The organism is Pseudomonas sp. Mn2068 (genome assembly GCF_049319725.1).
Lineage (GTDB): Bacteria > Pseudomonadota > Gammaproteobacteria > Pseudomonadales > Pseudomonadaceae > Aquipseudomonas > Aquipseudomonas gingeri.
Map to the genome: position 1 here is coordinate 444,244 of NZ_JBMOUG010000001.1, position 24,931 is coordinate 469,174.

At 64.1% G+C, this 24,931-nt stretch carries 19 protein-coding genes; 7 read left to right on the forward strand and 12 right to left on the reverse strand.

What is annotated here, in order from left to right; translation table 11 throughout:
- Positions 1-191 precede the first annotated feature (191 nt).
- From ACL9RJ_RS02015 to argH, 10 genes are all read right to left on the reverse strand, one after another.
- A complete protein-coding gene (locus tag ACL9RJ_RS02015) occupies positions 192-4,244 on the reverse strand; it encodes a molybdopterin-dependent oxidoreductase (RefSeq protein ID WP_422764808.1) in 4,053 nt (1,350 codons plus the stop codon).
- A gap of 315 nt (positions 4,245-4,559) precedes the next feature.
- Complete coding sequence (locus ACL9RJ_RS02020; RefSeq protein WP_177082615.1) at positions 4,560-5,279, reverse strand: HPP family protein; 720 nt, start codon at positions 5,277-5,279, stop codon at positions 4,560-4,562.
- Positions 5,280-5,436: 157 nt separating this feature from the next.
- A complete protein-coding gene (locus ACL9RJ_RS02025) occupies positions 5,437-6,609 on the reverse strand; it encodes an MFS transporter (RefSeq protein ID WP_212809339.1) in 1,173 nt (390 codons plus the stop codon).
- A 143-nt stretch (positions 6,610-6,752) separates the two neighbouring features.
- Positions 6,753-8,108, reverse strand: coding sequence for an MmgE/PrpD family protein (locus ACL9RJ_RS02030; RefSeq protein WP_017128441.1), 1,356 nt, complete (start codon positions 8,106-8,108; stop codon positions 6,753-6,755).
- Positions 8,101-9,039, reverse strand: a complete 939-nt coding sequence (locus tag ACL9RJ_RS02035) for a polysaccharide deacetylase family protein (protein WP_422764809.1) — start codon at positions 9,037-9,039, stop codon at positions 8,101-8,103. Before ACL9RJ_RS02035 ends, ACL9RJ_RS02030 begins: the two co-directional genes overlap by 8 nt.
- Positions 9,032-9,874, reverse strand: coding sequence for a polysaccharide deacetylase family protein (locus tag ACL9RJ_RS02040; protein WP_017128439.1), 843 nt, complete (start codon positions 9,872-9,874; stop codon positions 9,032-9,034). The genes ACL9RJ_RS02035 and ACL9RJ_RS02040 overlap by 8 nt, the downstream gene beginning before the upstream one ends.
- A gap of 29 nt (positions 9,875-9,903) precedes the next feature.
- The gene (locus ACL9RJ_RS02045) at positions 9,904-10,722 is read right to left on the reverse strand and encodes an ABC transporter substrate-binding protein (protein WP_422764810.1); all 819 of its coding nucleotides are present in this window, start codon (positions 10,720-10,722) and stop codon (positions 9,904-9,906) included.
- Positions 10,723-10,760: 38 nt separating this feature from the next.
- On the reverse strand, positions 10,761-11,525 hold the full coding sequence (locus ACL9RJ_RS02050) for an amino acid ABC transporter ATP-binding protein (protein WP_017128437.1): 765 nt from the start codon (positions 11,523-11,525) through the stop codon (positions 10,761-10,763).
- A 20-nt stretch (positions 11,526-11,545) separates the two neighbouring features.
- Positions 11,546-12,424 carry an amino acid ABC transporter permease gene (locus ACL9RJ_RS02055; RefSeq protein WP_017128436.1) on the reverse strand — a complete coding sequence of 293 codons (879 nt, stop codon included), beginning with the start codon at positions 12,422-12,424 and terminating at the stop codon, positions 11,546-11,548.
- A 148-nt stretch (positions 12,425-12,572) separates the two neighbouring features.
- A complete protein-coding gene (argH, locus tag ACL9RJ_RS02060; protein WP_017128435.1) occupies positions 12,573-14,000 on the reverse strand; it encodes an argininosuccinate lyase in 1,428 nt (475 codons plus the stop codon).
- Between the two features lie 295 nt (positions 14,001-14,295).
- Here argH and ACL9RJ_RS02065 point away from each other — a divergent pair, with 295 nt between their 5' ends.
- Positions 14,296-15,261, forward strand: a complete 966-nt coding sequence (locus ACL9RJ_RS02065; RefSeq protein ID WP_042936453.1) for a LysR family transcriptional regulator — start codon at positions 14,296-14,298, stop codon at positions 15,259-15,261.
- Here the strand turns inward: ACL9RJ_RS02065 and ACL9RJ_RS02070 are convergent.
- Together ACL9RJ_RS02070 and ACL9RJ_RS02075 are read right to left on the reverse strand one after the other, a co-directional pair.
- Positions 15,166-15,540 (reverse strand): hypothetical protein, encoded by a 375-nt coding sequence (locus tag ACL9RJ_RS02070; RefSeq protein WP_422764811.1) that lies wholly within the window; start codon positions 15,538-15,540, stop codon positions 15,166-15,168. The two genes, ACL9RJ_RS02065 and ACL9RJ_RS02070, sit on opposite strands and share 96 nt — an antisense overlap.
- 425 nt (positions 15,541-15,965) lie before the next feature.
- On the reverse strand, positions 15,966-16,880 hold the full coding sequence (locus tag ACL9RJ_RS02075; RefSeq protein ID WP_017128432.1) for a MurR/RpiR family transcriptional regulator: 915 nt from the start codon (positions 16,878-16,880) through the stop codon (positions 15,966-15,968).
- 312 nt (positions 16,881-17,192) lie between these two features.
- Between ACL9RJ_RS02075 and ACL9RJ_RS02080 the strand changes: the two genes are divergently transcribed.
- The 6 genes from ACL9RJ_RS02080 (at position 17,193) to ACL9RJ_RS02105 (ending at position 24,861) form a co-directional block, all read left to right on the forward strand.
- Positions 17,193-19,133 (forward strand): bifunctional 5-dehydro-2-deoxygluconokinase/5-dehydro-2-deoxyphosphogluconate aldolase, encoded by a 1,941-nt coding sequence (locus tag ACL9RJ_RS02080; protein ID WP_177082607.1) that lies wholly within the window; start codon positions 17,193-17,195, stop codon positions 19,131-19,133.
- 181 nt (positions 19,134-19,314) lie between these two features.
- Positions 19,315-20,208, forward strand: a complete 894-nt coding sequence (iolE, locus tag ACL9RJ_RS02085) for a myo-inosose-2 dehydratase (RefSeq protein ID WP_017128430.1) — start codon at positions 19,315-19,317, stop codon at positions 20,206-20,208.
- Positions 20,205-21,014 (forward strand): 5-deoxy-glucuronate isomerase, encoded by an 810-nt coding sequence (gene iolB, locus ACL9RJ_RS02090; protein ID WP_177119498.1) that lies wholly within the window; start codon positions 20,205-20,207, stop codon positions 21,012-21,014. The genes iolE and iolB overlap by 4 nt, the downstream gene beginning before the upstream one ends.
- Before the next feature lie 35 nt (positions 21,015-21,049).
- On the forward strand, positions 21,050-21,874 hold the full coding sequence (locus ACL9RJ_RS02095; protein ID WP_177119499.1) for a TIM barrel protein: 825 nt from the start codon (positions 21,050-21,052) through the stop codon (positions 21,872-21,874).
- Entirely contained in the window at positions 21,871-23,808 is a 1,938-nt protein-coding gene (gene iolD / locus ACL9RJ_RS02100; protein ID WP_422764812.1) for a 3D-(3,5/4)-trihydroxycyclohexane-1,2-dione acylhydrolase (decyclizing), read from the forward strand. Before ACL9RJ_RS02095 ends, iolD begins: the two co-directional genes overlap by 4 nt.
- Positions 23,809-23,847: 39 nt before the next feature.
- Complete coding sequence (locus tag ACL9RJ_RS02105; protein WP_177082599.1) at positions 23,848-24,861, forward strand: Gfo/Idh/MocA family protein; 1,014 nt, start codon at positions 23,848-23,850, stop codon at positions 24,859-24,861.
- Positions 24,862-24,931 lie beyond the last annotated feature (70 nt).

The following is a 24,931-nucleotide window of genomic DNA, read 5'->3' on the forward strand; positions in this document are numbered from 1 at the left end:
GCGTGCCAAGTGCCGGTTTGCCGGGTTACTTCAGTAGCGGCGCCGGGCTCGGGTTGAAAAGTGAACCTTGTTGGTGCGTATTTCGCTCGGGTCGCCAGTTATGGGGCGTCCTTGCGGCCGCTTTCGCGGGCAAGCCCGCTCCCACAGGGTTGGCGTCGTACACAACATTCAGTTTCAACGCGAGCAAGCATTCAATACACATCCCGCACATAACGCTTGTCCGCCGCCAGGGCGCTGACATAGGCCACGGCCTCGTCGGCATCCAGTCCGCCATGGCTGCGTACCACCTGCTTGAGTGCCGCGTCGACATCCCGCGCCATGCGGCTGGCATCGCCGCAGACATAAAAGCCCGCGCCTTCCTCCAGCCAGGCCCAGAGCTGCGCGCCTTGCTCGATCATGCGTTGCTGCACGTAGATCTTCTGCGCCTGGTCCCGGGAGAACGCGGTATCGAGCCGTTGCAGATGGCCTTGCTCAAGCCATGCTTCCAGTTCCTCGCGGTAATAGAAGTCGCTGGCGGCATGCTGTTCGCCGAAGAACAGCCAGTTCTTGCCCGTGGCGCCGATGGCCTGGCGCTCCTGCAGAAAGGCGCGGAACGGTGCCACGCCAGTGCCCGGACCGACCATGATCATCGGCGCCCGGGGATCGGCGGGCGGGCGGAAGTTGGCCGACTTCTGGACGAAGATCGGCACCTCCAGGCCCTCGGCGCGGTCGGCGAGAAACCCCGAGCAACTGCCGGAACGCGACTGTCCGGCATGTTCGTAGCGTACGGTGGAAACCGTCAGATGGACTTCGCCGGGATGCACCTTGGGGCTCGATGAAATGGAGTACAGCCTGGGTTGCAGGGGTTTCAGGCAATCCACCAGTTCCTGCGGCCCGAGGTCGACCTGCAACTCGCGCAGCAGGTCCGCCGGTTGCCGGCCCCAGAGCCAGTCCTTGAGTTCGGTCTTGTGTTCGTCGGCCAGCAGGCGCTTGAGTTGCGCACTGCCGGAACGCTGAAACACCAGTTGCAGCAGCGCCGGACTGATCCGGCCGATTTCCAGATGGCGACTCAGGGCCTCTTCCAGTGGCATCGGGGTCTGGTCCTTGATGGTCACCACGGCGTCGGCCCGGGCTGCCAGGCAGGTCATCAGCTGTTCCACCTGTCGCGGGCAATGGCTGGGCCAGACGCCCAGGGCATCGCCGGCCTGGTAGTCGAGGCCGCTGTCGCCAAGGTCGAAGATGAACTGGCGGGTCTCCTTGCCGGCCTCGGGGCCGCTGAGCAGGCGGTTGTGTTTCAGGCGTGCGGCCAGGGGTTGCTGGCGACTGTAGCGAGTCGGGGCGGGCACTGCCGCGGGTTTTTCGGACAGCGCCGAGTCGAGCTTCTCCAGCCAGGCGCCGGCCGGCTCCTGGTAGTCCGGCTCGCAATCGACCCGAGGGGCCAGGCGCTGCGCCCCGAGGCTGTGCAGACGTTCATCGAGCTTGCGGCCGAAACCGCAGAACTGGTCATAACTGGAATCACCGAAGGCCAGCACGGCAAAACGCAGGTTCGCCAGGCTCGGGGCGTTGTCCGCCGCCAGGGCCTGCCAGAAGGCATGGGCATTGTCCGGCGGATCGCCGTCGCCAAAGGTGCTGGTCAGCAGCAACGCACGACCGGTCTGGCTCAGCTCCTGGGCCTGGATACTGTCCATCGATGCCAGCCGGACCCGATGACCTTTCTGTTGCAGGCGCTCGGCGGCTGACTTGGCGAAGGCCTCGACCGTACCGGTCTGGGATGACCAGAGCAGCAGCAAGGGTGGCTCTTCGGCTGCTGGAGAACTCGCCGTGACCTGTTCCTGGGGCGGCTCATGACGGGCGAACAGGCCGGCGAGGATGCCTTCGAGGATCAGCCGATTGCCCGGCTGCAACGGCGCATTGGCCGGCAGCGCCGGCACGCCGGCGACGGCCTGACTGCTGCGCAGTCCCAACAGGAAGCCTTGCAGGTAGAGATTCTCGCTGGGAGCCAGTTGAATACTGGGCGGCGTGTCGAGCCCGAGGATCCGGGCCAGGGCTTGGGTCTGCATCGTGTGCGGGGCCTCCGTGCGCGAGGGCAAGGGCAGGGGATCAGGCTGGGATGTCTCGACCCGGCTCAGGGTCACGGCGCTGAACTTGAATTCCGGTTGCAGGGAAATCGGGTCCACGGCATCGCTGGTGACGGCATTGATCGCCAGGTCCTCGCCGTAGACATCGTTCCAGTGGAAGGGCGCGAAGCAGTTGCCGGGCAACACCCGTTCGCTGATCTGTGCCGGCAATACCGCGCGACCACGGGCCGAACGGATTTCGACAGCGTCCTTTGCCGCGATCCCCAGGCGTGCCGCATCGAGCGGGTTGAGCTCGACAAAGGGGCCGGGATTGAGTTTGTTCAGGGTCGCGACCTTGCCGGTCTTGGTCAGGGTGTGCCATTGGTGTTGCAAGCGCCCGGTGTTGAGGACCATCGGGAAGCGGTCGCCGGGCTGATCGGCCGCCGGCTGCCAGGGGCGGGCGAAAAACATCGCCTTGCCGCTCGCGGTGGGGAACAGCAGGCGCGGGAAACTGCCATCGGCGGCCGGCTGGCGGGCTTTGCCGAGGCCGTCGTTCAGATAGCGGATCGGGTTGCGGTCGTGTAGCTGATCCGGTCCGCAGGGCCACTGCAACGGGGTCTGCTCCAGTCGTTCGTAACTGACGCCCCGCAGGTCGTAGCCGGTCTTCGGGTTCCAGGCCCGCTTGATCTCCTCGAACACCTCGGCGGCGCTGGCGTAGCTGAACGCGTCGGCATAACCCATTTCACAGGCTACCCTGGCGATGATCTGCCAATCGGGCAGGGCCTGGCCCGGGGCGTCCACGGCCTTGCGCATCAGGGTCAGGTTGCGCTCGGAATTGATCATCACCCCCTGGGCCTCGGCCCATAAGGCCGCCGGCAACAGGATGTCGGCGTAGCCATTGGTCTCGGTATCGAGAAAGGCATCCTGGGCAATCACCAGCTCGGCGGCCTGGAGTCCGGCGATCACTTTCTGCCGATTGGGCAGCGAGGCCACCGGATTGGTGCAGATGATCCAGCAGGCCTTGACCTTGCCGGCCTGCATGTCCTCGAACAGCGCGACGCTGCCGCCGCCCACCGTCTGGCTCAGGCTGCCACGGGGGATCTGCCAGAGGTCTTCGATGAAATCGCGGTCGGCGGCCACCAGCGCCGAACGCTGGCCGGGCAAGCCGGGGCCCATGTAGCCCATTTCCCGGCCGCCCATGGCGTTCGGCTGGCCGGTCAGGGAGAACGGGCCGCTGCCCGGGCGGCAGATCGCCCCGGTGGCCAGGTGCAGGTTGCACAGCGCATTGGTGTGCCAGGTGCCATGGGTGCTCTGGTTCAGGCCCATGGTCCAGCAACTCATCCACTCGGCGGCTTCGCCGATCCACTGCGCGGCCTGGCGGATCTGCGCCTCGGGCAGGCCGGTCAGCGTCGCGACCCGTGCCGGGCCGTAGTCCTCGAGAAAGTCCGGGAGGGCTTCCCAGCCCTCGGTAAAGGCCTCGATAAACGCCGGGTCGGTGTGGCCGTTTTTCAGCAGCAGGTGCAACAGGCCGTTGAGCAATGCCAGGTCGCTGCCCGGCCTGATCTGCAGGAACAGGTCGGCCTTGTCGGCGGTGGCGTTGCGCCGCGGGTCGACGACGATCAGGCGTGCCCCGGACTTGAGGCGATCCATCAGGCGCAGGAACAGGATCGGATGACAATCGGCCATGTTCGCGCCGATGACGAAGAACAGATTGGCCTTGTCGAAATCCTGGTAGGAGCCCGGCGGGCCATCGGCTCCCAGCGACAGTTTGTAGCCGGCCCCGGCGCTGGCCATGCACAGGCGCGAGTTGGACTCGATCATATTGGTCCGGACAAACCCCTTGGCCAGTTTGTTGGCCAGGTACTGGGCTTCCAGGGACATCTGCCCGGAGACATAGAAGGACAACGCGTCGGGGCCGTGTTCCTCGAGGATGGCCTTGAGCCGGCGGGCGGTTTCGCTGATGGCCTGGTCCATGCCCACCTGGCCCGGGTCGCGTTTGCGTTCGTGGCGGACAAAGGCCTGCTCCATCCGCCCGGAATGGTTCAGCGGCTGGGCGCAGGTGCTGCCCTTGGTGCAAAGACGCCCGAAGTTGGTCGGATGTTGCTTGTCGCCGCTGACCTTGATCACCTGATTGTCGCGGACCTCCATGACGATGCCGCAGCCGACACCGCAATAAGGACACACGCTGCGCACGGTGGTATGGGTCATGGTTTCCCCCAGCAGTTCCCGGAAATGAAAAAGGCGCTGTGTCGCACTCCGTCGAAACGGGGCAACACGGCGCCTTTGTCGTGAAATCAGCCGTCAGCGTTGACGGTGGTTGTTCCGATGACTGCAAGGCTCGCGCCAAGTGGTCGGTGCCCGCGGCGAGCAGGCGGGTTCTTCGCGGGCAAGCCCGCTCCCACAGGGACCTCGCTGCCTTTGTGGGAGCGGGCTTGCCCGCGAATGGCCGCCGCGCCGTCCGGCTCAAGTTGCACCGTGCACGACTGCGCAACCCGGTATCCGCCCCAGCTTGGGGCAGAAAACTCAGCGCCGGGCGGAAAACACCTCGCCGATGCTGCGGCGTTTCGCCTGGGCTTCACAGGTGATGATCAACTGCTCCAGGTCCTCGGGGGTGACATCGATGAACTCTTGCATCTGCGCCAGGGCGTGTTCCAGGTCGGCGCGGGTGATGCCCGGTGGCTCGCCCGGTACATGGCTGGCGATAAAGGTGCCCGGCGGCTCGACATGCACCTTTGGGTAACGCACCCGGGTCAGGTTGTTGTAGCCGATGGCAATCAGCAACAGGCACAGCGCCGAGAGCATCACCGGTTCCAGGACCTGCCAGCCCAGCGCCACGGTGTCCGGGTCGGCGATCACCATCAGCAGGGCCAAAGCCCCGGCCGGCGGATGCAGGCAACGCAGCAGGCACATCGCGAGCAAGGCGAGGCCCACCGCCAGGCTGGCGCTGCCCAGGCCGCGATCGAGGAAATGCACCACCAGTAGCGACACCAGCGTGGCGCAGCCGTAGCTGCCGATGATCGACCAGGGCTGGGCGAGGGCGCCCGAGGACACGGCGAACAACAACACTGCCGAGGCGCCCAGCGGGCCGATCAGGTGCAGGGCCACCGGCAGGCCGAACAGCTGGGCACAGGCCCAGACACTGAACAGCGTGCCGAGGGAGACGCCGATGGCGGCACGGCTCCATTCGCTGGGGCGGGTGTTGAGGGCGGCGGGCAACAGGCGGCGTGACCAGCGGGCAAACATGGCGAGAACGGTCCACTTCAGGTTCGACGGAAAAAAAGAAGGGCTTGTGCGCCTGGCGCAAAGCCCTTTCAAAGTTCCAACATTTGGGGGAGGAACCAGCACAGTGTGCCGCGCCGGCGAACCGCTGGCTAATTCATAATAATGCGCCTTAAGTGCATTATTTTTGCAGTGAAGGGATGCCGCGACCGGCGAGGAAACACAGGCAGCCGCCCAGTGCCGTGAGGCCGCTGAGCACATAGAACATGGTGGTGGCCGGCGTGTTGATCAGCAGATAGCCGCAGATCACCGGGCTCAGGGCACCGCCCAGGGCCGCCAGGTTCTGCGCGCCGAGGTAGCTGCCGCGCAGGTTTTCCGGGGCGATGGTATCGATGAACAGATACTCCGCCGGGTAGATGATCATTTCGCCGAGGGTGAAGATGAACATCGCGATGCACCAGGACACCAGGTTGGTGGCGTAGCTGAAACCGATCAGGCCGACGATGAAGAAGGTGGTGCCGACGCCGATCCAGTAGCGCAGTTGCTCGCGCTTGAGAAAGCGGCCGATCTGGTATTGCAGCAGGATCACGCTGATGGCGTTGCAGGCGAGGATCGCCGACATGGTGGTCAGGGCATCCTGGTTGCTGTGGGTCACCAGCAGGAACTGCGACAGGTACAAGGTGTAGCGCCCGTGGACGATAGTGTTGAGCAGGCTGCCGCAGGTGAACATGATCAGCGTGCGGTCGCCGCGCAGGGTCGACAGGGTGCCGAGAAAGCTCGCCGGCTTGCCGATCAGGGCCTGGGCGTGGGGGGCGATGCCGAACATCAGGAACATGCTGGAGAAGGCGATCCCGGCGGCGATCAGGAACGGTGCCTGCGGCTGGACCCCGGCGATGACCACGCCGAGCATGGGGCCGGTGGCGTAGCCGACATTGGTCAGGGTGTAGCGCAACGAGAACACCTTGGCCCGCTGCCCCATGGGCAGGTTTTCGCTGATGATCGCCTTGGAACCGATCAGGAACAGCGCCGAGGCGGTTTCGGTGATGATCAGGGTCAGGGTGGTCAGGTACAGGTCCTGGGCAAAGGTCAGCAGGGTGAAGCCGATGGCGCTGGAGAGCATGGCCAGGATCAGCAGCCGGCGCTTCTCCAGGCGGTCGATGACATAACCGCCGTAGAGCGACATCAGGGTCGCGATAAAGACCGCGATGCCCAGCAGCAGGCCGACATCCTGCTGGTTCAGGCCCAGCTTGCGGCTGAGGAACAGGGTCAGCAGCGGGCTGGTGATCGCGCGGCTGACGACGATGGTCACGGAGCAGATCATCAGCCGGCGGATAACGAGGGAGTAGTTGGCCACGGTGGTGCTTATGTCCTTGTTCGATTGTGTCGTCTTGCACGGCCCTTGCAGGAGCCGGCGTGCCGGCGATGGCGACCGATCAGGTCGTGCAAGGCTCACGGGCCCATCGCCGGCACGCCGGCTCCCACAATGTCCGCGTTTCCTCAGGCCGCATCGTGCTCCATCAGGAGGCTGACCGACTCCAGTTCTTCCAGTCGCCACACCTGTTCCAGCAGGACTTCGGCCCGCGCCCTGGGCATCGTCCGGGTTGCCAGGCTGAAAAACTTGTCCTGCAAGCCGGCGTCGCTCAGCGGATTGCCCGGCGCGCCCAGGGGCACCTCGACACAGATCCGCGCCTCGCGCCCGTCGGTGGTGCGCAGCCGCACCCAGGGTTCGCCGGCGTCGGACAGTTGCGGGTCGACTTCCAGATGGATCCGCGACATCCAGCGGGCGATGTCCGGCGAGCGGCGGTTTTCCTCGCTATAGGCTTCCAGGCGTACATGCCCGAATGCCAGGCGCGCCGCCAGGGCGTAGGGCAGGCTCATCTGCGCGCCGGCCAGCGAACGGGCGTCGCGTGCGCCGCACATGTTCTCCAGGAAGCCGCACAGCGACACCTCGACGCTTTCGACTTGCCGGGCTTCGACCTGCAATTGATCCAGCAGCAGCCCGACCGCGTCGATGGCCGAATGAGTACCCCGGCAGGAGGCATAAGGCTTGATCGAACAGCGCGCGAGTTTCCAGACCTGGCCCAGGCCGTCCTCCAGCGCGGCGGGCCGAGCCTGTTCCCCGGCCAGGGTCTGCAGGAAACCACCCCAGACATCGTCGAACACCTGGCCGGGGCCGCTGATGCCCTCGCGGGCGAAACGCGCCGCCAGCAACCCGCCTTCGGCGGCGCGTCCGCTGTGCAGGCGCTTGCTTTGCGAGCCGTCGTGGATAAACGCCCAGAGTCCGCCGCTGAAACTGGCGGCGATGCCCAGCGCCGACGTCATCTGTGCGGCATCCAGGCCGAAGAGCCGACCGCAGGCCGCGGCCGCGCCGAACACCCCGCAGGTCGCGGTGGAGTGCCAGCCGGCACCGTTGTGCTGCTCGTAGCCGCCGCAGGCCTCCAGTACCCGGCGGCCGACTTCGTAGCCGATCACCACGGCACAGATCAGTTCCTTGCCGCTGACGGGCTCGCTACAGCCACTGACGGCTGCCATCACCGCCGGCAACACCACGGCGCCGGAATGGTCGCAGCCACCGGTATCGTCCAGTTCCAGGGCATGGGCGGCGATGCCGTTGAGCAGCGCGGCCTGGCTGGCCTGGGTACGCAAGCCGGTGCCCCAGATTGGCGCGGGGCCATCAGGCGCCAGGTCCAGGGCGCGCCGGACGCCGAGCGCGACTTCGCTGTCGGCCCCGGCGAGGGCCGCGCCGAAGGTGTCGAGGATATGCCGTTTGGCTTGTTCGACCAGGGCGGCGGGCAGGTCTTCGAAACGGCTTTCAACACAAAAGCGCACCAGGCGCTGCAAGCGTTCACTCATGGTGGGAAGTCCTGGGCGGGTAGGTTCGGTAGTGCCGCTCGTAGACCGCAGCCGGGTGGTCCTCTGTCATCGGTGCGGCGCTCCCGGCCCACCATTGGGCGACCTCTTCGGCGCTGGCAATCCACACATCCTCGTGCCGTTGGATGCTCTGGAGCAGTTCGCGCAGCACGCCGATACGACCCGGGGTGGCGATGATTTCCGGGTGCAGGCGCAGCACGTAGCACAGGCCGAAACGGTGGAAACCGGCAAAGTCCATCTGCATGTTGCCCAGGGTATGGCTGTAGGAGGCGATCCGTGATTGCGCTGGCGGCACGGCGGGACTGAGGTTGAAGGCGAAGTAGGGTTCGTCTTCCAGCTCATAGTGCAACGGCAGTTCGATCAACCGGGGGGCGGTGGGGTGGGCGAACGGCAGATCGTCGCCGCGCCATGACGACGACCAGCAGATCCCCTGTTCCTGCAGAGCCTCGGTAAAACCCGGGAGCCAGTTGCCGGCGGGAATCCGGAAGCCTCGCGGCCGTTGGCCGGTCAATGTCGCCAGGGTCTCGCAACCCCGGACCAGCGCTGCCTTCTGCTGGTCCAGGCTGAGCAGGTCGTAGTTCTGGTGGCGATAGCCGGCGCAGGCGATCTCATGGCCGCCGGCGAGGATCGCCTGGATATGCGCCGGGTTTTCCTCGGCAACGATACCGGGAATGCACCAGCTGCTGCGTACCTGCAACTCGTCGAACAGCCCGAGCAGACGCTCGACCCCGCGCTGGCTGCCATAGCGCCAGACCGACAGGGTCTTGTCGCGCCCGGCCACCTGCGGGGCCTGGGTGAGGATGCCGTGGATATCGTTGTAGTCGACGGTGATCACCACCGCGCTGCGATACGGCGCGGGCCAGGGGCTCTTGAACACGGGCCTTGGCACTGGCGTGCGTTGGAACTCAGCCATGATGATGCTCCTTGAGCCACCACTGGGCGACCTCGCGGCAGGTGGCGAACCAGACGTCATCGCGCTGGCGCATATGTTCGAACAGCCGCTCGAGCAACAACAGGCGCCCCGGCTTGCCGGTGATCTTGGGGTGGAACAGGGTGGTCAGGCACAGGCCCTCGTCCGCGGCGCCGTCGAACTCGCGGCACCAGTTGTCGAGGGTCAGCTCGTAGCTGGCGGTGCGATCCAGCCCGGACGGGAAGTCCGGCCCGCGGGTGTAGGCGATGGAGGCGTAGTCATCCATCTCCCAGCGACCGGGGATCTCCACCAGCGGCTGGCGGTGGCCGGGGACATTGACCAGGTACGGCCGATCATCCCCGCGCATGCTGCTGGAGTAGGTCACGCCGGCTTCCACCAGCATCGCCGGGGTTTCGGCATGCCAGTCGCCGGACGGCGTGCGAAAGCCCTCGGCGCGGATATTCAGGTGTTGCCAGAACACTTCGCGGCATTTCTTCATCACGTCCTTCTGCTGGTCCAGCGAAAGGGCGTAAAAGGATTCGTGTTTGTAGCCGTGGTAGGCCACCTCATGTCCGCGCTCGATGATCGCCTGGCACTGGCGCGGCCAGTTTTCCACGACCCAGGCCGGGACGAAGAAAGTGGTCGGCAGGCGAAACTCTTCCAGCAGGTCCAGCAGCCGCGGCAGGGCCCGGTACGGGCCGTAGCCGCCAAAGCCGAAGTACTCGGGCTTGTGCCAGATCGAGTCGTCGAGCATGGCATCGCCGGTGGGCCCGTCGAGGTCGAAGGCCAGGGCCAGGCAGGCTTTATGCCCGCCCGGCCAGGTCGGTGTCGGGGACATGGGTGGCTATTCCTTCTCTACACCAGCGGTTACTGGCCTTTGTTGATGGAAACGGTGTCGATCGCGCCCACCGTCAGTTCCCATTTCTTCAGGATGGCCTGGTAGCTGCCGTCGGCGATCATGCTCTGCAGGGCGACCTGGATGGCGTCACGCAGTTCCTGGTTTTCCTTGCTCACGCCGATCCCGGTGAATTGCACGGTCATCGGCGTGCCGATGATCTTGAAGGTGTTCTTTTCCTGGGTGGCCAGGTACGGCAGGGTCTCGCTGCCTTGCACGGCGGCGTTGATACGGCTCTGGCGCAGTTGCGCGCGGGCGTCGGCCGAACCTTCGGTGCCGATGACCTTGATCTGCTTGTCAGCCGGGCAGTGGGCGCTGCTCCAGGCGGCGATTTCCGCCGGGAAGGTGGTACGCCGACTGGTACCGACGGTCTTGCCGCAGATATCGGTCATCTGGTTGATGTCCTTGTTCTTCTCCAGGGTGTAGAACTGCGAACCGCTGGTGAAGTAGTCGACGAAATCCACGGCTTTCTGGCGCTCGGCGGTGTCGGTCATGCCCGACAGCACGATGTCCACGCGCTTGGTGGTCAGGGCGTTGACCATCTGCTCGAAGGAGGTTTCCTGCCATTGCATCTTCACGCCCAGGCGCTCGGCCAGGGCGTTGCCCAGTTCGTAGTCGACGCCGGTGAGTTCGTTGGTGGCCGGGTCCTTGAAGTCCATCGGCGGGTAGTTGGGCATGATCGCCGCGGTGATAAAGCCCTTGGCCTTGATGCTGGCGGGCAACTCGGCGGCCCAGGTGAAGCTGGAAGCCATCAGGCCGGCGAGTACTGCTGGGATTACGTAATTCTTCATGGTCGTTCTCTTATGAGTGTTGTGAGGTCCAGGTGAACCTAGGTTCGAACGGCAGAAATGAAGCTTTGGGTGCGAGGGTTCTGTGGGTTTATTAGTATTTCTTCGGGGCTTCCTTCCTCCACGATCTGTCCGCCGTCCATGAACACCATGCGGTTCGAGACTTCGCGTGCGAAGCCCAGCTCATGGGTGACGACGATCATGGTCATGCCGGTGCGCGCCAGATCGCGCATCACCGACAGCACCTCACCGACCAGTTCCGGGTCGAGTGCCGAAGTGGGTTCATCGAACAGCATCAGCTTGGGCCGCATCGCCAGGGCCCGGGCGATGGCTACCCGTTGCTGCTGGCCGCCGGACAGCTCGATGGGGTAGCTGTTGCGCTTGTCGGCCAGGCCGACCCGGGCCAGCAGCTCCAGGGCTTCCTCGACGGACTCCTTGGGCGAACGCTTGAGGACCTGGACCGGGCCTTCGATGATGTTTTCCAGCACGGTCATGTGCGGGAACAGGTTGAAGCGCTGGAACACCATGCCGGTGGCCAGGCGCTGGCGGGCGATCTGCGCTTCGTTGAGCTCGTGCAGCTTGTTGCCGGCAATGCGGTAGCCGACCAGCTCGCCGTCGACCCAGAGGCCGCCCTTGTCGATCTTCTCCAACTGGTTGACGCAGCGCAGCAGGGTGCTCTTGCCGGAGCCGGACGGGCCGATGATGCACAGCACTTCGCCTTGTTCGACTTCGATGCTGACGTCCTTGAGGGCGTGGAACGAGTCGTAGTATTTGTTCAGGCTCACGGCCTTGACGATGCTTCTCATGTTCGAATTCTCCAGGACGCTTACGAACGCTTGCCGGCGCCGCGGGCGAATCGGCGTTCCAGACGGCTTTGACCAAAGGACAGGACGGTGATGGCGAGCAGGTACCAGATACCGGCGACCATCAGCAGCTCCATCACGCGGGCGTTGGCGTAGTAGATGTTCTGGGCGTTGTAGAGCAGTTCCGAATACTGGATCACGCTCGCCAGGCTGGTCGCCTTGACCATGCTGATGAATTCGTTGCCCACCGGCGGGATGATGATGCGCATGGCCTGGGGCAGGATGATCCGGCGCAGGGCCTGCAGGCGTGGCATGCCGATGGACTTGGCCGCTTCATACTGGCCGGTGTCCACCGACAGCAGGCCGGCACGCACCACTTCGGCGGTATAGGCGCCCTGGTTGATGCTCAGGCCCAGGAGCGCCGCGACGAACGGGGTCATCAGACTCACGGTGTCGAGCTGGAACAGGCCGGGAATCCCGACGGTGGGGAAGATCAGCGCCAGGTTGAACCACAGCAGCAACTGGAGGATCAGCGGGGTGCCGCGGAACAGCCAGGTGTAGGTGATCGCCACGTAGCGCAGGATCGGGTTGCTCGACATGCGCATGATCGCGGTGATCACGCCGAAGACAATGCCCAGGATCATCGCGAGCACGGCCATGATCAGCGTATTCAGCAGGCCGGTCAGGATTGACTTGGCAGTGAAGAACTGACCGATATAGGCCCATTCGATCTGGCCATTGGCAAAGGCGCGGGCCAGTCCGACGAGGGCGATGACGATCACCGTGGCGAAGAATATCCGCCCGTAGTAACGCCGGGGCACGTGCTCGTACTGGGTAATGTCGAACTGGTTCTCGGCCTGCTTGCGCTCGGCGAGGAGGCGTTCTGCCTGGGTCTGGCTCATGGTGTTTCTCCATGTGGGAGCGGGCTTGCCCGTGAAGGCGATCTCGGGATCGCCAGAAGCTTCGCGGGCAAGCCCGCCCCCACAGTGTCATGTGTTTCTACAGTGTTGTCTGTGTTCCCACAGCGTTATAGGGCGCGGCTCAATGCATTCAGAGACGAAAACCGTTGTATTCGGCGGCCCATTGCTGCTGGGCCGCCAGGGCGCTTTTCAACCGGGCGATCTGCTCGCGAACCTGTTGCGGCGCGGTGCCGCCCCAGCCGCTGCGGGCATTGATGGCGGCTTCGAGGGTCAGGCTGTCGCGTACCCCCGCGGTCAGGCGGCTGTCGACCTCGGCCAGCAGGGCCGGGCTGGCATCCCAAAGTTCGATGTCGCGGGCTTCGCAGGCCTTGACCAGCGCCCCGGTGATTTCATGGGCCTCCTTGAACGGTACGCCACGCACCGCCAGCCAGTCGGCGACCTCGGTGGCAAGGGTGAAGCCCAGGGGCGCCTGGCGCCGCAGTTCCTCGACATTGACGGTCATGGTCGCGACCATCCCGGCCATGGCCGGCAGCACCAGCAACAGGGTGTCGACGCTGTCGAGCACGCCGTTCTTGTCCTCGCTGAGGTCACGGTTGTAGGACAGCGGCAGGGACTTGAGGGTCGACAGCAGGCCGGTCAGGTTGCCGATCAGGCGACCGGCCTTGCCCCGCGCCAGCTCGGCGATATCCGGGTTCTTTTTCTGCGGCATGATCGAACTGCCGGTGGCATAGGCGTCGTCCAGGACGACCCAGCGGAACTGGCGCGACGACCACAGGCAGAATTCTTCGGCCAGGCGCGAGATGTTGATCCCGAGCATGCTGGCGACAAACAGGAATTCGGCGACGTGGTCACGGCTGGCGACGGCATCGATGGAGTTCTCGCACACGCCGTTGTAACCCATTTCCAGGGCCGACTGTTGCGGCTGGCGGGCGATGGCGGAGCCGGCCATGGCGGCGGCGCCCAGGGGCGACAGTGCGGTGCGGGCATCCCAGTCCACCAGGCGCTGGACATCGCGCAGCATGGCTTGCGCATGGGCCAGCAGGTGGTGGGCGAACACGATGGGTTGAGCCTGCTGCAGGTGGGTGAAACCCGGGCAGATGCTCTCGACATGCTGTTCGGCCTGTTCCACCAGGGCCTGTTGCAGCGCCAGGACTTCTACCGCCAGGGTGCGCACATGATCACGCAGGAACAGCCGCAGGTCGTTGGCGGTCTGGTCGTTGCGCGAGCGTCCGGCGCGCAGCTTGCCGCCGAGGGCGCCGAGGCGTTCGGTCAGCAGCCGTTCGATAAAGGTATGCACGTCTTCATCGTCGAGGGTCGGCGCGATGCGGCCGGCCTGGAAATCCTCGCCGATGACATTCAGCGCCTCGACCATGGTCCGGGTTTCCTGCTCGTCGAGCAGGCCGGCGCGTTGCAATTCATGGGCGTGGGCCCGGGAGCCGGCAAGGTCGTAGGGCGTCAGGCGGAAGTAGCGCTCCGGGCAACGCGACAGGGCGGCCAGGGCGGCGGACGGACCGCTTTTGAAGCGGGCTCCCCAGAGACGATCGGTGGCTTGGGTCATTGTTGTTTTCCTCACGCAGATTGATGTTCAAGGCAGGACCGCAACAGGCGTTCAGGCGGGGCGAGGCCAGCCGGAAGCGGGATGGGTCGTGCAGTTTTCAGGAGGGCAGTTGCAAGTGAAGGGAACTGATCGAAGTGTCAGTTTTTAAACGCGTACAATCAGCGAGTTGTCGCTGATTTGCAGAAATTGATTGTGGTTGCCAAGCCTTGTTTTCTGTGTTCATTATTATTGACCGGCTATGTTCTTGTTGTGGGACAAATCCTGGTGAATAGGCGGTTTGAGGTCAATAAGCATTATGGAAACCCAACTTTCCACTTCTGGAAACCCATCGGCAAAACCCGGCCAGAGAGCGCCGCTGGCCCTCAGCGGGCTGGATTTCAAATTGCTCAAGGTGTTCAAGGCCGTGGTCGAGGCCGGGGGCTTCAGTGCGGCCCAGAATGAGCTGAATGTGGGGCTCGCGGCCATCAGCAAGCAGATTTCCGACCTGGAGATCCGTATAGGCATGCGCCTCTGCACGCGCGGTCGGGAAGGTTTCTGCCTGACCGAAGAGGGTAGCCTGGTGTATCAGGCATCCATCGAGTTATTTGCGTCGGTGGACAAGTTTCGCGATCGGCTTAGTTCTGCGCAGAATGAACTGGTGGGTGATCTTAGTGTTGGCGTCGTGGATAACACTATTTCCGATCTTAATTCACCCTTAGTTGCCGCGCTGCGGATCATCAATGATGAATCGCCGAAAGTAAGGTTTCGCCTGCATGCGGCACAATTGGATGAAGTAGAGCGGGGCGTGGTTGAAGGGCGATTTGTCGCCGGCATCGTGCCGGTGTATCAGAAAAGAGAGGAGTTCGACTACTTCTCCCTATATGAAGAACTGTCCGAGGCGTACTGCGGTGTCGGCCATCCGTTGTTCGATCTCGACGACGCCTTGATCGACCGGGATGTACTGCGCAACCACGCGTTCGTCAATCATCGTTATGCCATTCACCGGGACAAGCTCGACTTTGTCGGCCACGACAGTTATTCGGCCTCCGCATCCCAGGTCGAAGCCGTGGCGATGTTGATCCAGACCGGGCGTTTTGTCGGCTTCCTGCCACGGCACTACGCCGCTCCACTGGTCAGCCGTGGGCAGTTGCGGGCCCTGCGGCCGGAAACCATCCGTTTCAATACCTCATTCAACCTGATCCTGCGCCACAACACGGCGCGCGGCCCCTTGATCAAGGCTTTCGCCCAGGCCCTGGGCGTTGATCTCAAGGCGCCGGTCTAGCTGGCGCCACGGGCTGAACAGCGAGTTGCCGGGGCTTTCGCGAACCTGTTTGCCAAGGATGCGTTCATGGACTTCATTGTCGAACAGCAGTCCTTCGATGACGCGGCGGTAGCCCGGATCATCGGCCAGGGGACCCTTGAATGCCACCAGCGCATCGCGCAGTTCCATCAGGCCGTTCAATACGGGTGGCGTGATGCCTGCTGAAAGCGGCAATCCGGCCGTTAGTTGCACTGGCGGGGTGGGACAGGTCGAGTCCCGCGGGTGGTTTTTCTTGCACATGGACGGTTCCTTGCCAACTGCGGCGGCATCGGGTCAAAGGGGGCGGGCGTGTCACGACGGAACGGGAAGTGGCGTGCGCCCGGCAGCGCAGACTCACGTTTCAAGTTCGAACAGTCGACGGATTTATTGTAAGTCAGCGGTCCGCCAGGGGTTGGCTGGGCGGGGCTTTTAGTGCCCGTCATATTTACGGGTTTATACGTAGGAACTTTCTAGTTTTTTGCTGGAGTGTAGGTTTAAGCCCGGCTGGAAAGTGGGAAACCGTGTAGTCGAAAAAAGAATGCTCTGTGGCGACGGAGTTTCGAGTCAGTACTCAAAACATGGACTGTCGGAATAATCCTCGATGGGCACTACCAATGCTGATATTTCCAACCGAAAGCCTCGGGTAATGCCTTGTTACCAGAGGCTTTTTTGCCGCTGGCGAGTCGTCAGTCCTCGAACCCGGCCTGTTCATGGATTTCATCCATTTTCAACTCCAGCCGGTAGGCCACGGCGATGAACAGCGCCTGGCACAGGCACAGCGTGGCGCTCAGGGAGCGGAAGGCGAAGGAGCTGCCCTCATTGACCAGCAACACCGTATTGGCCCGCTTGGCCAGGGGCGACAGATTGCTGTCGGTGATGATCAGGGTCTTGGCCTGGTGGTGCTGGGCAATGCGCAGGCAGTGCTGGGTTTCCTTGCCGTAGGGCGTGAAGCTGATGGCGATCACCAGGTCGTTGGCCCGCACGCTGCGCATCTGCTCGCGATAGCTGCCGCCCAGCCCGGATACCAGGTGGATGCGTTTGTTGGTGTGCTGCAGGTTGTAGACCAGGTAGTCGGCCACGGCGAACGAGCGGCGCACGCCGACCACATAGATATTGTCGGCGTTGACCACCAGGTCCACGGCCTTTTCGAAGGCTTCGTCATCGAGCTCCAGGCCCAGCCGCTCGATCCCCGACAGCGTGGCGTTGACGCACTCGCGCGCCAGGTCGCCGCCGCTGGCTTTCTGCGACTTGTTGGCGATCATGCTGCGGATGCGTTGCTGATAGTTCTGTACCGGCGTGGTCTTGTGGGTGTAGGCCTCGCGGAACAGCGTCTGCATCTCGCTGAAACCGCTGAAGCCGAAGCGCTGGGAGAAGCGCACGATGGCCGAGGGATGCACTTCGCATTCGCGGGCGATATCGCTGATCCGATCGACCATGATCCGGTCGCTCTGCTGGCTCATGTAGCTGGCGATGCGCTTGAGCTGGCGGGGCAGGTCCTCGTATTCCTCGGTGATCAGCTGCAACAGGCGTTCGGCATTGATCGGGGGGCTGGGGAGGTCGCCGACAGGCGAGGTCGAAGCCGGCTGATCGGTGCGGGACATAGTGAATCCTTCTGGCTTGTTCTTTTAGGGCGCGGGCGATTGTCCAGCCGGCCCCTGACAATAGGTTGGCTTGCGCAGTCTACAGGGTAGGCGGAAAAAAAAGCGTCGCCATGGGGACCGGCGGCCGGGCTGAATCGATGCACCCTGCCTGGAGAGACTCTATCGGAGTTTATTGGAAAAAATATTCCACGTAAAAAATATATAGAAAAAATATTGATCGGCCTCGCCAGACGTTTTAGTCTGCATCCACCAAGCGTGTGCCTCGCCGCTCGGGCGAGGGGCGCCGACTGAATAAAAATAACAGGAGCCAGCATGGGCCAGACTCGTTTTGCCACTGGGCGTCAATTGGATCTGATCTGCCTCGGACGCCTGGGCGTCGACCTCTACGCCCAGCAGGTCGGTGCGCGACTGGAGGATGTGAGCAGCTTCGCCAAGTACCTCGGTGGCTCTTCCGCCAACATTGCCTTCGGTACCGCCCGCCTGGGACTCAAGTCGGCCATGTTGAGCCGGGTCGGTGACGATCACATGGGGCGCTTCCTCCTGGAATCCCTGGCCCGCGAGGGCTGCGATGTCAGTGGCATCACCGTCGATCCGCAACGCCTGACCGCCATGGTCCTGCTCGGTCTCAAGGACCGCGAAACCTTTCCCCTGGTGTTCTACCGGGAAAACTGCGCCGATATGGCGCTGCGTGCCGAAGACATTGATGAAGGCTTTATCGCTTCGAGCCGATCCCTGCTGATCACCGGCACGCATTTCTCCACCGAAGGCGTCTACCAGGCGAGCATCCGGGCCCTGGACCATGCCGAGAAGCATCAGGTCAGGCGCGTGCTCGATATCGACTACCGGCCGGTGCTCTGGGGCCTGGCCGGCAGGGCCGACGGCGAAACCCGCTTTGTCGCCGACCAGCAGGTCAGTGCCCATGTACAGAAGATCCTGCCGCGCTTCGACCTGATCGTCGGGACCGAAGAGGAGTTCCTCATCGCCGGCGGCTCGACCGACTTGCTCGCGGCCCTGCGCCGGGTGCGCGAACTGACGGCCGCGACCCTGGTGGTCAAGCTCGGCCCGCAGGGTTGCACGGTGATTCACGGGGCGATCCCGCAGCGGTTGGAGGACGGGGCGATCCATCCGGGCGTGCGGGTTGAAGTGCTGAATGTGCTGGGCGCCGGCGATGCCTTCATGGCCGGCTTCCTCAGTGGCTGGCTGGACGGTGCCGACGATGAACACTGCTGCCGCCTGGCCAATGCCTGCGGGGGCCTGGTGGTTTCCCGGCACGCCTGTGCCCCGGCCATGCCGACCCGGGCCGAACTGGACTACCTGTTCAGCAGCCCGGTGCCGATCACCCGGCCCGACCAGGACGTGCTGCTGCAACGCCTGCATCAGGTCAGCGTGCCGCGCAAAGCCTGGAAGCAGTTGTTCATCTTCGCCTTCGATCATCGCGGACAACTGGTGGAACTGGCGCAGCAGGGCGGGCGCGATCCGGCCTGCATCAGCCACCTCAAGCTACTGTTCATCAAGGCTGTGGAACGGGTCGAGGCCGACCTGCAACGCCAGGGCGTGGCCGCGGATATCGGCCTGCTGGCGGACCAGCGCTTCGGCCAGGACGCCCTGAACGCCGCGACCGGCCGCGGCTGGTGGGTCGCGCGCCCGGTGGAAGTCCAGGGTTCGCGGCCGCTGGCGTTCGAACACGGGCGCTCCATTGGCAGCAACCTGATCGGCTGGCCCCAGGAACAGATCATCAAGTGCCTGGTGCAATACCATCCCGATGACGAACCGATGCTGCGCCTGGAACAGGAGGCGCAGATCCTCGGTCTGTACCAGGCGTCCCAGGTCAGTGGGCATGAGCTGCTGCTGGAGATCATTCCGCCCAAGGATCACCCTTCGCCCCATCCCGACGTGCTCTATCGTGCGCTCAAGCGCCTGTACAACCTGGGCATTTTCCCGGCCTGGTGGAAGATCGAGGCACAGAGCGCGCAAGAGTGGCAGCGCCTCGATGCCCTGATCCAGGAGCGTGACCCGTATTGTCGCGGCGTGGTCCTGCTCGGCCTCAATGCGCCGGCTGACGCCCTTGCCGAGGGCTTTCGCCAGGCCGGGCGCAGCAGCACCTGTCGCGGCTTCGCGGTCGGTCGTACGATCCACCATGAACCGAGTCGGGCCTGGTTGGCGGGGGAAATCGACGACGAAGGACTGATTCGCGCGGTGCAGGCAATTTTCGTGCAGTTGATCGATGCCTGGCGTGAGGCCAGGGCCAGTTGACTGCAGGAAAAACAGTCGTGATCGTTCCCACGCTTTGCGTGGCAATGTAGGTCGCGACGCTGGACGCGGAGCGTCCATGGCGGCATTCCCACGCGGAGCGTGGGAACGATCAACCGCCAACAGTTTCTCGGCGACAAGCCCGCTCCCACAGAGTGTTGAACAACAAGAAAAGGTGCAGTCCATGCCCGCTATCCGTATTGGCATCAACCCGATTTCCTGGAGCAATGACGACTTGCCTTCCCTCGGCGGCGAAACGCCCCTGAGCACCGCCTTGAGCGAAGGCCAGGCCATCGGCTACGAGGGCTTCGAACTCAACGGCAAGTTTCCCAAGGATGCCAAGGGGGTCGGCGATGTCCTGCGTCCTTATGGCCTGGCCCTGGTTTCGGGCTGGTACTCCAGCCGTCTGGCCCGGCGTTCCGCCGCCGAGGAAATCGACGCCATCGCCAGCCATGTCGAGTTGCTGGCACAGAACGGCGCCAAGGTGCTGGTCTACGGTGAAGTCGCCGACTCGATCCAGGGCCAGCGCATCCGCCTGGTCGAACGGCCCCGCTTCCATACTGAACAGGCCTGGCAGGTCTACGCCGACAAACTCACCGAACTGGCGCGGTTCACCTTGTCCCGGGGCGTACGCCTGGCCTACCACCATCACATGGGCGCCTATGTCGAGTCGCCGACGGACATCGATACCCTGATGCGCCTGACCGGCCCGGAAGTCGGCCTGCTGTTCGACTCGGGGCACTGCTACATGGGCGGTGGCGAACCGCTGGATGTCCTGCGCAAGCATATCGGGCGCATCTGCCACGTGCATTTCAAGGATGTGCGCAAGCCGGTGGTGCAACTGGCGCGCAACCAACTCTGGAGTTTCCCGGACTGCATCATCAACGGCACCTTCACCGTGCCGGGCGACGGCGATATCGATTTTGCCGCGTTGCTCGATGTGTTGCTGGCCGCCGGTTACGAGGGCTGGCTGGTGGTCGAGGCGGAGCAGGACCCGGCGGTGGCGCCGAGCTACGCCTACGCGAAAAAAGGCTATGACACCCTGCGGGCACTGCTCAACGAGAGGATCGCGCCATGAACCTGCTGGTCAAGAGTTCACCCCGTGGCCAGCAGATGGTCGCATTGCCCGCCGGGACCCTGGAGTACGTGGGGTTTGCCGCCTACCGCCTGAGCCTGGGCGAGAGCCTGCCGGTCAGTGCCGATGACCGCGAGCTGTGCCTGGTGCTGCTGGCCGGCCTGGTCGATATCAAGGGCGAGACGCCGGGGCAGGGCGCCTTTCACTGGGACAATATCGGTGAACGGCACTCGGTCTTCGAGGACAAGTCGCCCTATGCCGTGTACCTGCCGCCCCACAGTCAGGCGCGGGTCACGGCCCTGAGCGATGTGCAGATCGCCGTCTGCGCGGCACCGGGCGCCGCGTCCGCGACACTGCCGGCCCGCCTGATCCGTCCCGAAGGGATGAAGCGCAGCGTGCGCGGCAAGGGCGCCAATACCCGGTATGTCTGCGACATCCTGCCGGACAGCGAGCCGGCCCATTCGCTGCTGGTGGTCGAGGTGCGCACGCCGTCGGGACATTCCTCCAGCTACCCGCCGCACAAGCACGACACCGACGACCTGCCGCACCAGAGTTTCCTGGAGGAAACCTATTACCACCAGATCAACCCGCCCCAGGGTTTTGTCTTCCAGCGGGTCTACACCGACGACCGCAGTCTCGACCAGGCCATGGCCGTGGAAAACAGCGACCTGGTGGTGGTGCCCAAGGGCTATCACCCGGTCAGCGTGCCGTACGGCTACGAGTCCTACTACCTGAACGTGATGGCCGGGCCCAAGCGGGTCTGGCAGTTCCACAACGATCCGCAACACGCCTGGCTGATGGACCTCTGACGAATTCCAGCCCTTGCCCACGGAGAACGACAATAATGCGCCAGCCCCTGCGTTTCGCCCTGAATCGTATGGTTGCCCCACGTCTTGCCCTGGCGGACTTCATTGCCCTGGCGGTGAGCCTCCAGGCGGATGCCATCGAGATCCGCAACGATCTCGCGGGCATCGAGATCGAGGACGGCAGTTCGCCCCGTGACATTCGCCGCCTGTGCGCCGCCGGCGGGCTGCGGGTGCTGTCCATCAATGCCCTGTATCCCTTTGACGTATGGAATGACCAGCGCCGCGAGCAGGCCGTCCGGCTGGCGAGTTATGCCCGCGACTGCGGCGCCGAGGCGCTGGTGATGTGTCCGTTGAACGACCGCGCCGACCCCCGCGGCGGCGCCGAACGCACCGCGGGCTTGCGCACGGCCCTGAGTGAACTGGCGCCGATCCTGCGCGAACACGGCATTCTCGGTTTTATCGAGCCCCTGGGGTTCGAGGAATGCTCGCTGCGGCGCAAACGCCAGGCCGTGGATGCCATCAAGGCCGTTGGCGGGCTGGACATGTTCCGCCTGGTGCACGACACCTTTCATCACCATCTGGCGGGTGAGGAGGAGTTTTTTCCCGAATTGACCGGCCTGGTGCATATCTCTGGCGTGGAAGACGCCCAGGCGCCGCTGGCGACCATTCGCGATGGCCATCGGGTCCTGGTGGGCGAGGCGGATATCCTCGGCAACGCCGCGCAGATCCGCCATCTGCTCGCCCATGGCTACAGCGGGCACCTGTCCTTCGAACCGTTCGCCGAGAGCGTCCACGGCCTGGAGGATATCCGCCAGGCCCTGGGCGCGAGCATGGATCATCTGAACAGCAAGGTGGCTGCATGAGTACGACACGACTGACCATGGCCCAGGCCCTGGTGAAATTCCTCGATAACCAGTATGTCGAGGTCGACGGGGTGCAGAGCAAGTTCGTCGCCGGGGTCTTCACCATTTTCGGCCACGGCAATGTCCTCGGCCTGGGCCAGGCGCTGGAACAGGACAGCGGTGAACTGCTGGTTCACCAGGGCCGCAACGAACAGGGCATGGCCCACGCCGCCATCGGTTTCGCCAAGCAGCATCTGCGGCGCCGGATCTACGCCTGCACATCGTCCGTCGGCCCGGGGGCGGCGAACATGCTGACCGCGGCCGCCACGGCCACCGCCAACCGTATTCCGCTGTTGCTGCTGCCGGGGGACGTCTATGCCAGCCGCCAGCCCGACCCGGTGTTGCAGCAGATCGAACAGTTCCACGACCTGAGCATCAGCACCAACGATGCCTTCAAGGCGGTGAGCAAGTACTGGGACCGCATCAACCGTCCCGAACAACTGATGAGCGCGGCGATCCAGGCCATGCGGGTGCTGACCGATCCGGCCGAAACCGGCGCGGTGACCCTGGCCTTGCCCCAGGATGTACAGGCCGAGGCCTATGACTACCCGGACTATTTCCTGCGCAAGCGCGTGCATCGCATCGATCGTCGGCCTGCCACCGACGCCATGCTCGACGACGCCGTGGCGCTGCTCAAGGGCAAGCGCACACCCTTGATCATCTGCGGCGGTGGGGTTCGTTATTCCGGCGCCGGTGCGGCCTTGCAGGCCTTTGCCGAGCGCTTCGACATTCCCTTCGCCGAAACCCAGGCCGGCAAGAGCGCGATCGTCTCGGCGCATCCGCTGAATGTCGGCGGCATCGGCGAGACCGGTTGCCTGGCGGCCAACCTGCTGGCGCGGGACGCCGATCTGATCATCGGCATCGGGACCCGCTACAGCGACTTCACCACTTCGTCGAAATGGCTGTTCCAGCACCCGCAGGTGGAATTCCTCAACCTCAATATCAGCCCGTGCGATGCCGTGAAACTCGATGGCGTGCAACTGCTGGCCGATGCCCGCTGCGGCTTGCAGGCACTCACCGCGGCCCTGGCCGACTCGGGCTACCGCTCCGCCTGGGACGATCGGCCGCAGCAGGCCAGGGCCCGGCTCGACGAGGAAATCGAACGGGTCTACCAGATCGACTACCAGGCCGCGGACTTTGTCCCGGAAGTCAACGACCACACGGACCCGGCGGTGCTGCGCGAGTTCATCGAGCTGACCGGCTCCTGCCTGACCCAGAGCCGGGTGCTCGGTGTCCTCAACGAAACCCTGGCCGACGACGCGGTGATCGTCGCCGCGGCCGGCAGCCTGCCGGGCGACCTGCAACGGGCGTGGCGCAGCAAGGGGGTCGATACCTACCACGTCGAATACGGCTATTCGTGCATGGGCTACGAGATCAATGCCGCACTGGGGGTGAAGCTCGCCGAGCCGGCACGCGAGGTCTACGCTCTGGTCGGTGACGGCTCCTACCTGATGCTGCATTCGGAGCTGGCGACCTCGATCCAGGAACGACGCAAGATCAATGTGATCCTGCTCGACAACATGAGTTTCGGTTGCATCAACAACCTGCAGATGGGCAACGGCATGGACAGCTTCGGCACCGAGTTCCGCTACCGCAACCCGCAGACCGGACGGCTCGACGGTGGTTTCGTGCCGGTGGACTTCGCCATGAGCGCCGCGGCCTATGGCTGCAAGAGCTACAAGGTCAGCACCCTCGAGCAGTTGCACGCGGCCCTGGCCGATGCACGATTGCAGACGGTATCGACGCTGATCGATATCAAGGTCCTGCCCAAGACCATGATCCATTCGTACTTGTCCTGGTGGCGGGTCGGCGTGGCGCAGGTGTCGACCGGCGAACGCACCGCCGCCGTCGTGGAAAAGCTCAATGCCCAACTGGCGAAAGCCCGGCAGTACTGATTGCAGACCCTCAACAAGACTATAAACGGGAGTACTTCTATGTCGTCCTTGAAGCTTGGCGTGATCGGTACCGGCGCCATCGGCCGTGATCATATCCGTCGCTGCAGCCAGGCCTTGCTGGGCAGCCAGGTGGTGGCGGTCACCGATATCAACCTGGAACAGGCGGCCAGGGTGGTGGCCGAGCTCGACCTGGTCGCCGAGGTCTATCCCGATGGTCACGCACTGATCCAGGCCGCGGAGGTCGAGGCGGTGCTGGTGACTTCCTGGGGGCCGAGCCACGAGGAATTTGTCCTGGCGGCGATTGCCGCCGGCAAGCCGGTGTTCTGCGAAAAACCCCTGGCGGTGACCGCCGCCGGCTGCCGCAGGATCGTCGAAGCCGAGGTGGCCCATGGCAAGCGCCTGGTCCAGGTCGGTTTCATGCGCCCCTACGACCAGGGCTACCAGGCCCTCAAGGCGGTGATCGACAGCGGCCAGATCGGCGAACCGCTGATGCTGCACTGTGCCCACCGCAACCCGACCGTGGGTGAGAACTACAAGACCGACATGGCGATCACCGACACCTTGATCCACGAACTCGATGTGCTGCGCTGGCTGCTGGCCGATGACTATGTCTCGGTGCAGGTGGTGTTCCCGCGCAAGTCGCCCAAGGCCTTTCCTCATCTCAAGGATCCGCAGATCGTACTGCTGGAGACGGCGCGTGGTACGCGGATCGATGTCGAGGTCTTCGTCAACTGCCAGTACGGCTACGACATCCAGTGCGAAGTGGTCGGGGAAACCGGTATCGCCCGGTTGCCGGAGCCGTCCCAGGTGCAGTTGCGCAGCCAGGCCAAGCTGTCCAACGCCATCCTGATGGACTGGAAGGATCGTTTTATCGCCGCCTATGACGTCGAGTTGCAGGCGTTCATCGATGGTGTGCGGGCCGGGCAGGTCGGCGGGCCGTCGGCCTGGGACGGTTTTGCCGCGGCGGTGGCGGCGGATGCCTGTATCGAGGCGCAGAACAGCGGTGCGATCGTGCGGATCGGTTTGCCGCCACGGCCGGCGTTCTATCACTGATTTGCCTCGGCGGGGCCGGCCTCTTCGCGGGCAAGCCCGCTCCCACAAGGTGTGCGTGGATTCGACCAGA

Coding starts and splice junctions, on each gene's coding strand:
- ACL9RJ_RS02080 (WP_177082607.1), top strand. CDS start 17,193: ATGGGCCAGACTCGTTTTGCCACTGGGCGTCAATTGGATCTGATCTGC.
- ACL9RJ_RS02070 (WP_422764811.1), bottom strand. CDS start 15,540: ATGTGCAAGAAAAACCACCCGCGGGACTCGACCTGTCCCACCCCGCCA.
- ACL9RJ_RS02045 (WP_422764810.1), bottom strand. CDS start 10,722: ATGAAGAATTACGTAATCCCAGCAGTACTCGCCGGCCTGATGGCTTCC.
- argH (WP_017128435.1), bottom strand. CDS start 14,000: ATGACCCAAGCCACCGATCGTCTCTGGGGAGCCCGCTTCAAAAGCGGT.
- iolD (WP_422764812.1), top strand. CDS start 21,871: ATGAGTACGACACGACTGACCATGGCCCAGGCCCTGGTGAAATTCCTC.
- ACL9RJ_RS02030 (WP_017128441.1), bottom strand. CDS start 8,108: ATGAGTGAACGCTTGCAGCGCCTGGTGCGCTTTTGTGTTGAAAGCCGT.
- iolE (WP_017128430.1), top strand. CDS start 19,315: ATGCCCGCTATCCGTATTGGCATCAACCCGATTTCCTGGAGCAATGAC.
- ACL9RJ_RS02020 (WP_177082615.1), bottom strand. CDS start 5,279: ATGTTTGCCCGCTGGTCACGCCGCCTGTTGCCCGCCGCCCTCAACACC.
- ACL9RJ_RS02050 (WP_017128437.1), bottom strand. CDS start 11,525: ATGAGAAGCATCGTCAAGGCCGTGAGCCTGAACAAATACTACGACTCG.
- ACL9RJ_RS02055 (WP_017128436.1), bottom strand. CDS start 12,424: ATGAGCCAGACCCAGGCAGAACGCCTCCTCGCCGAGCGCAAGCAGGCC.
- ACL9RJ_RS02075 (WP_017128432.1), bottom strand. CDS start 16,880: ATGTCCCGCACCGATCAGCCGGCTTCGACCTCGCCTGTCGGCGACCTC.
- iolB (WP_177119498.1), top strand. CDS start 20,205: ATGAACCTGCTGGTCAAGAGTTCACCCCGTGGCCAGCAGATGGTCGCA.
- ACL9RJ_RS02095 (WP_177119499.1), top strand. CDS start 21,050: ATGCGCCAGCCCCTGCGTTTCGCCCTGAATCGTATGGTTGCCCCACGT.
- ACL9RJ_RS02035 (WP_422764809.1), bottom strand. CDS start 9,039: ATGGCTGAGTTCCAACGCACGCCAGTGCCAAGGCCCGTGTTCAAGAGC.
- ACL9RJ_RS02040 (WP_017128439.1), bottom strand. CDS start 9,874: ATGTCCCCGACACCGACCTGGCCGGGCGGGCATAAAGCCTGCCTGGCC.
- ACL9RJ_RS02015 (WP_422764808.1), bottom strand. CDS start 4,244: ATGACCCATACCACCGTGCGCAGCGTGTGTCCTTATTGCGGTGTCGGC.
- ACL9RJ_RS02065 (WP_042936453.1), top strand. CDS start 14,296: ATGGAAACCCAACTTTCCACTTCTGGAAACCCATCGGCAAAACCCGGC.
- ACL9RJ_RS02105 (WP_177082599.1), top strand. CDS start 23,848: ATGTCGTCCTTGAAGCTTGGCGTGATCGGTACCGGCGCCATCGGCCGT.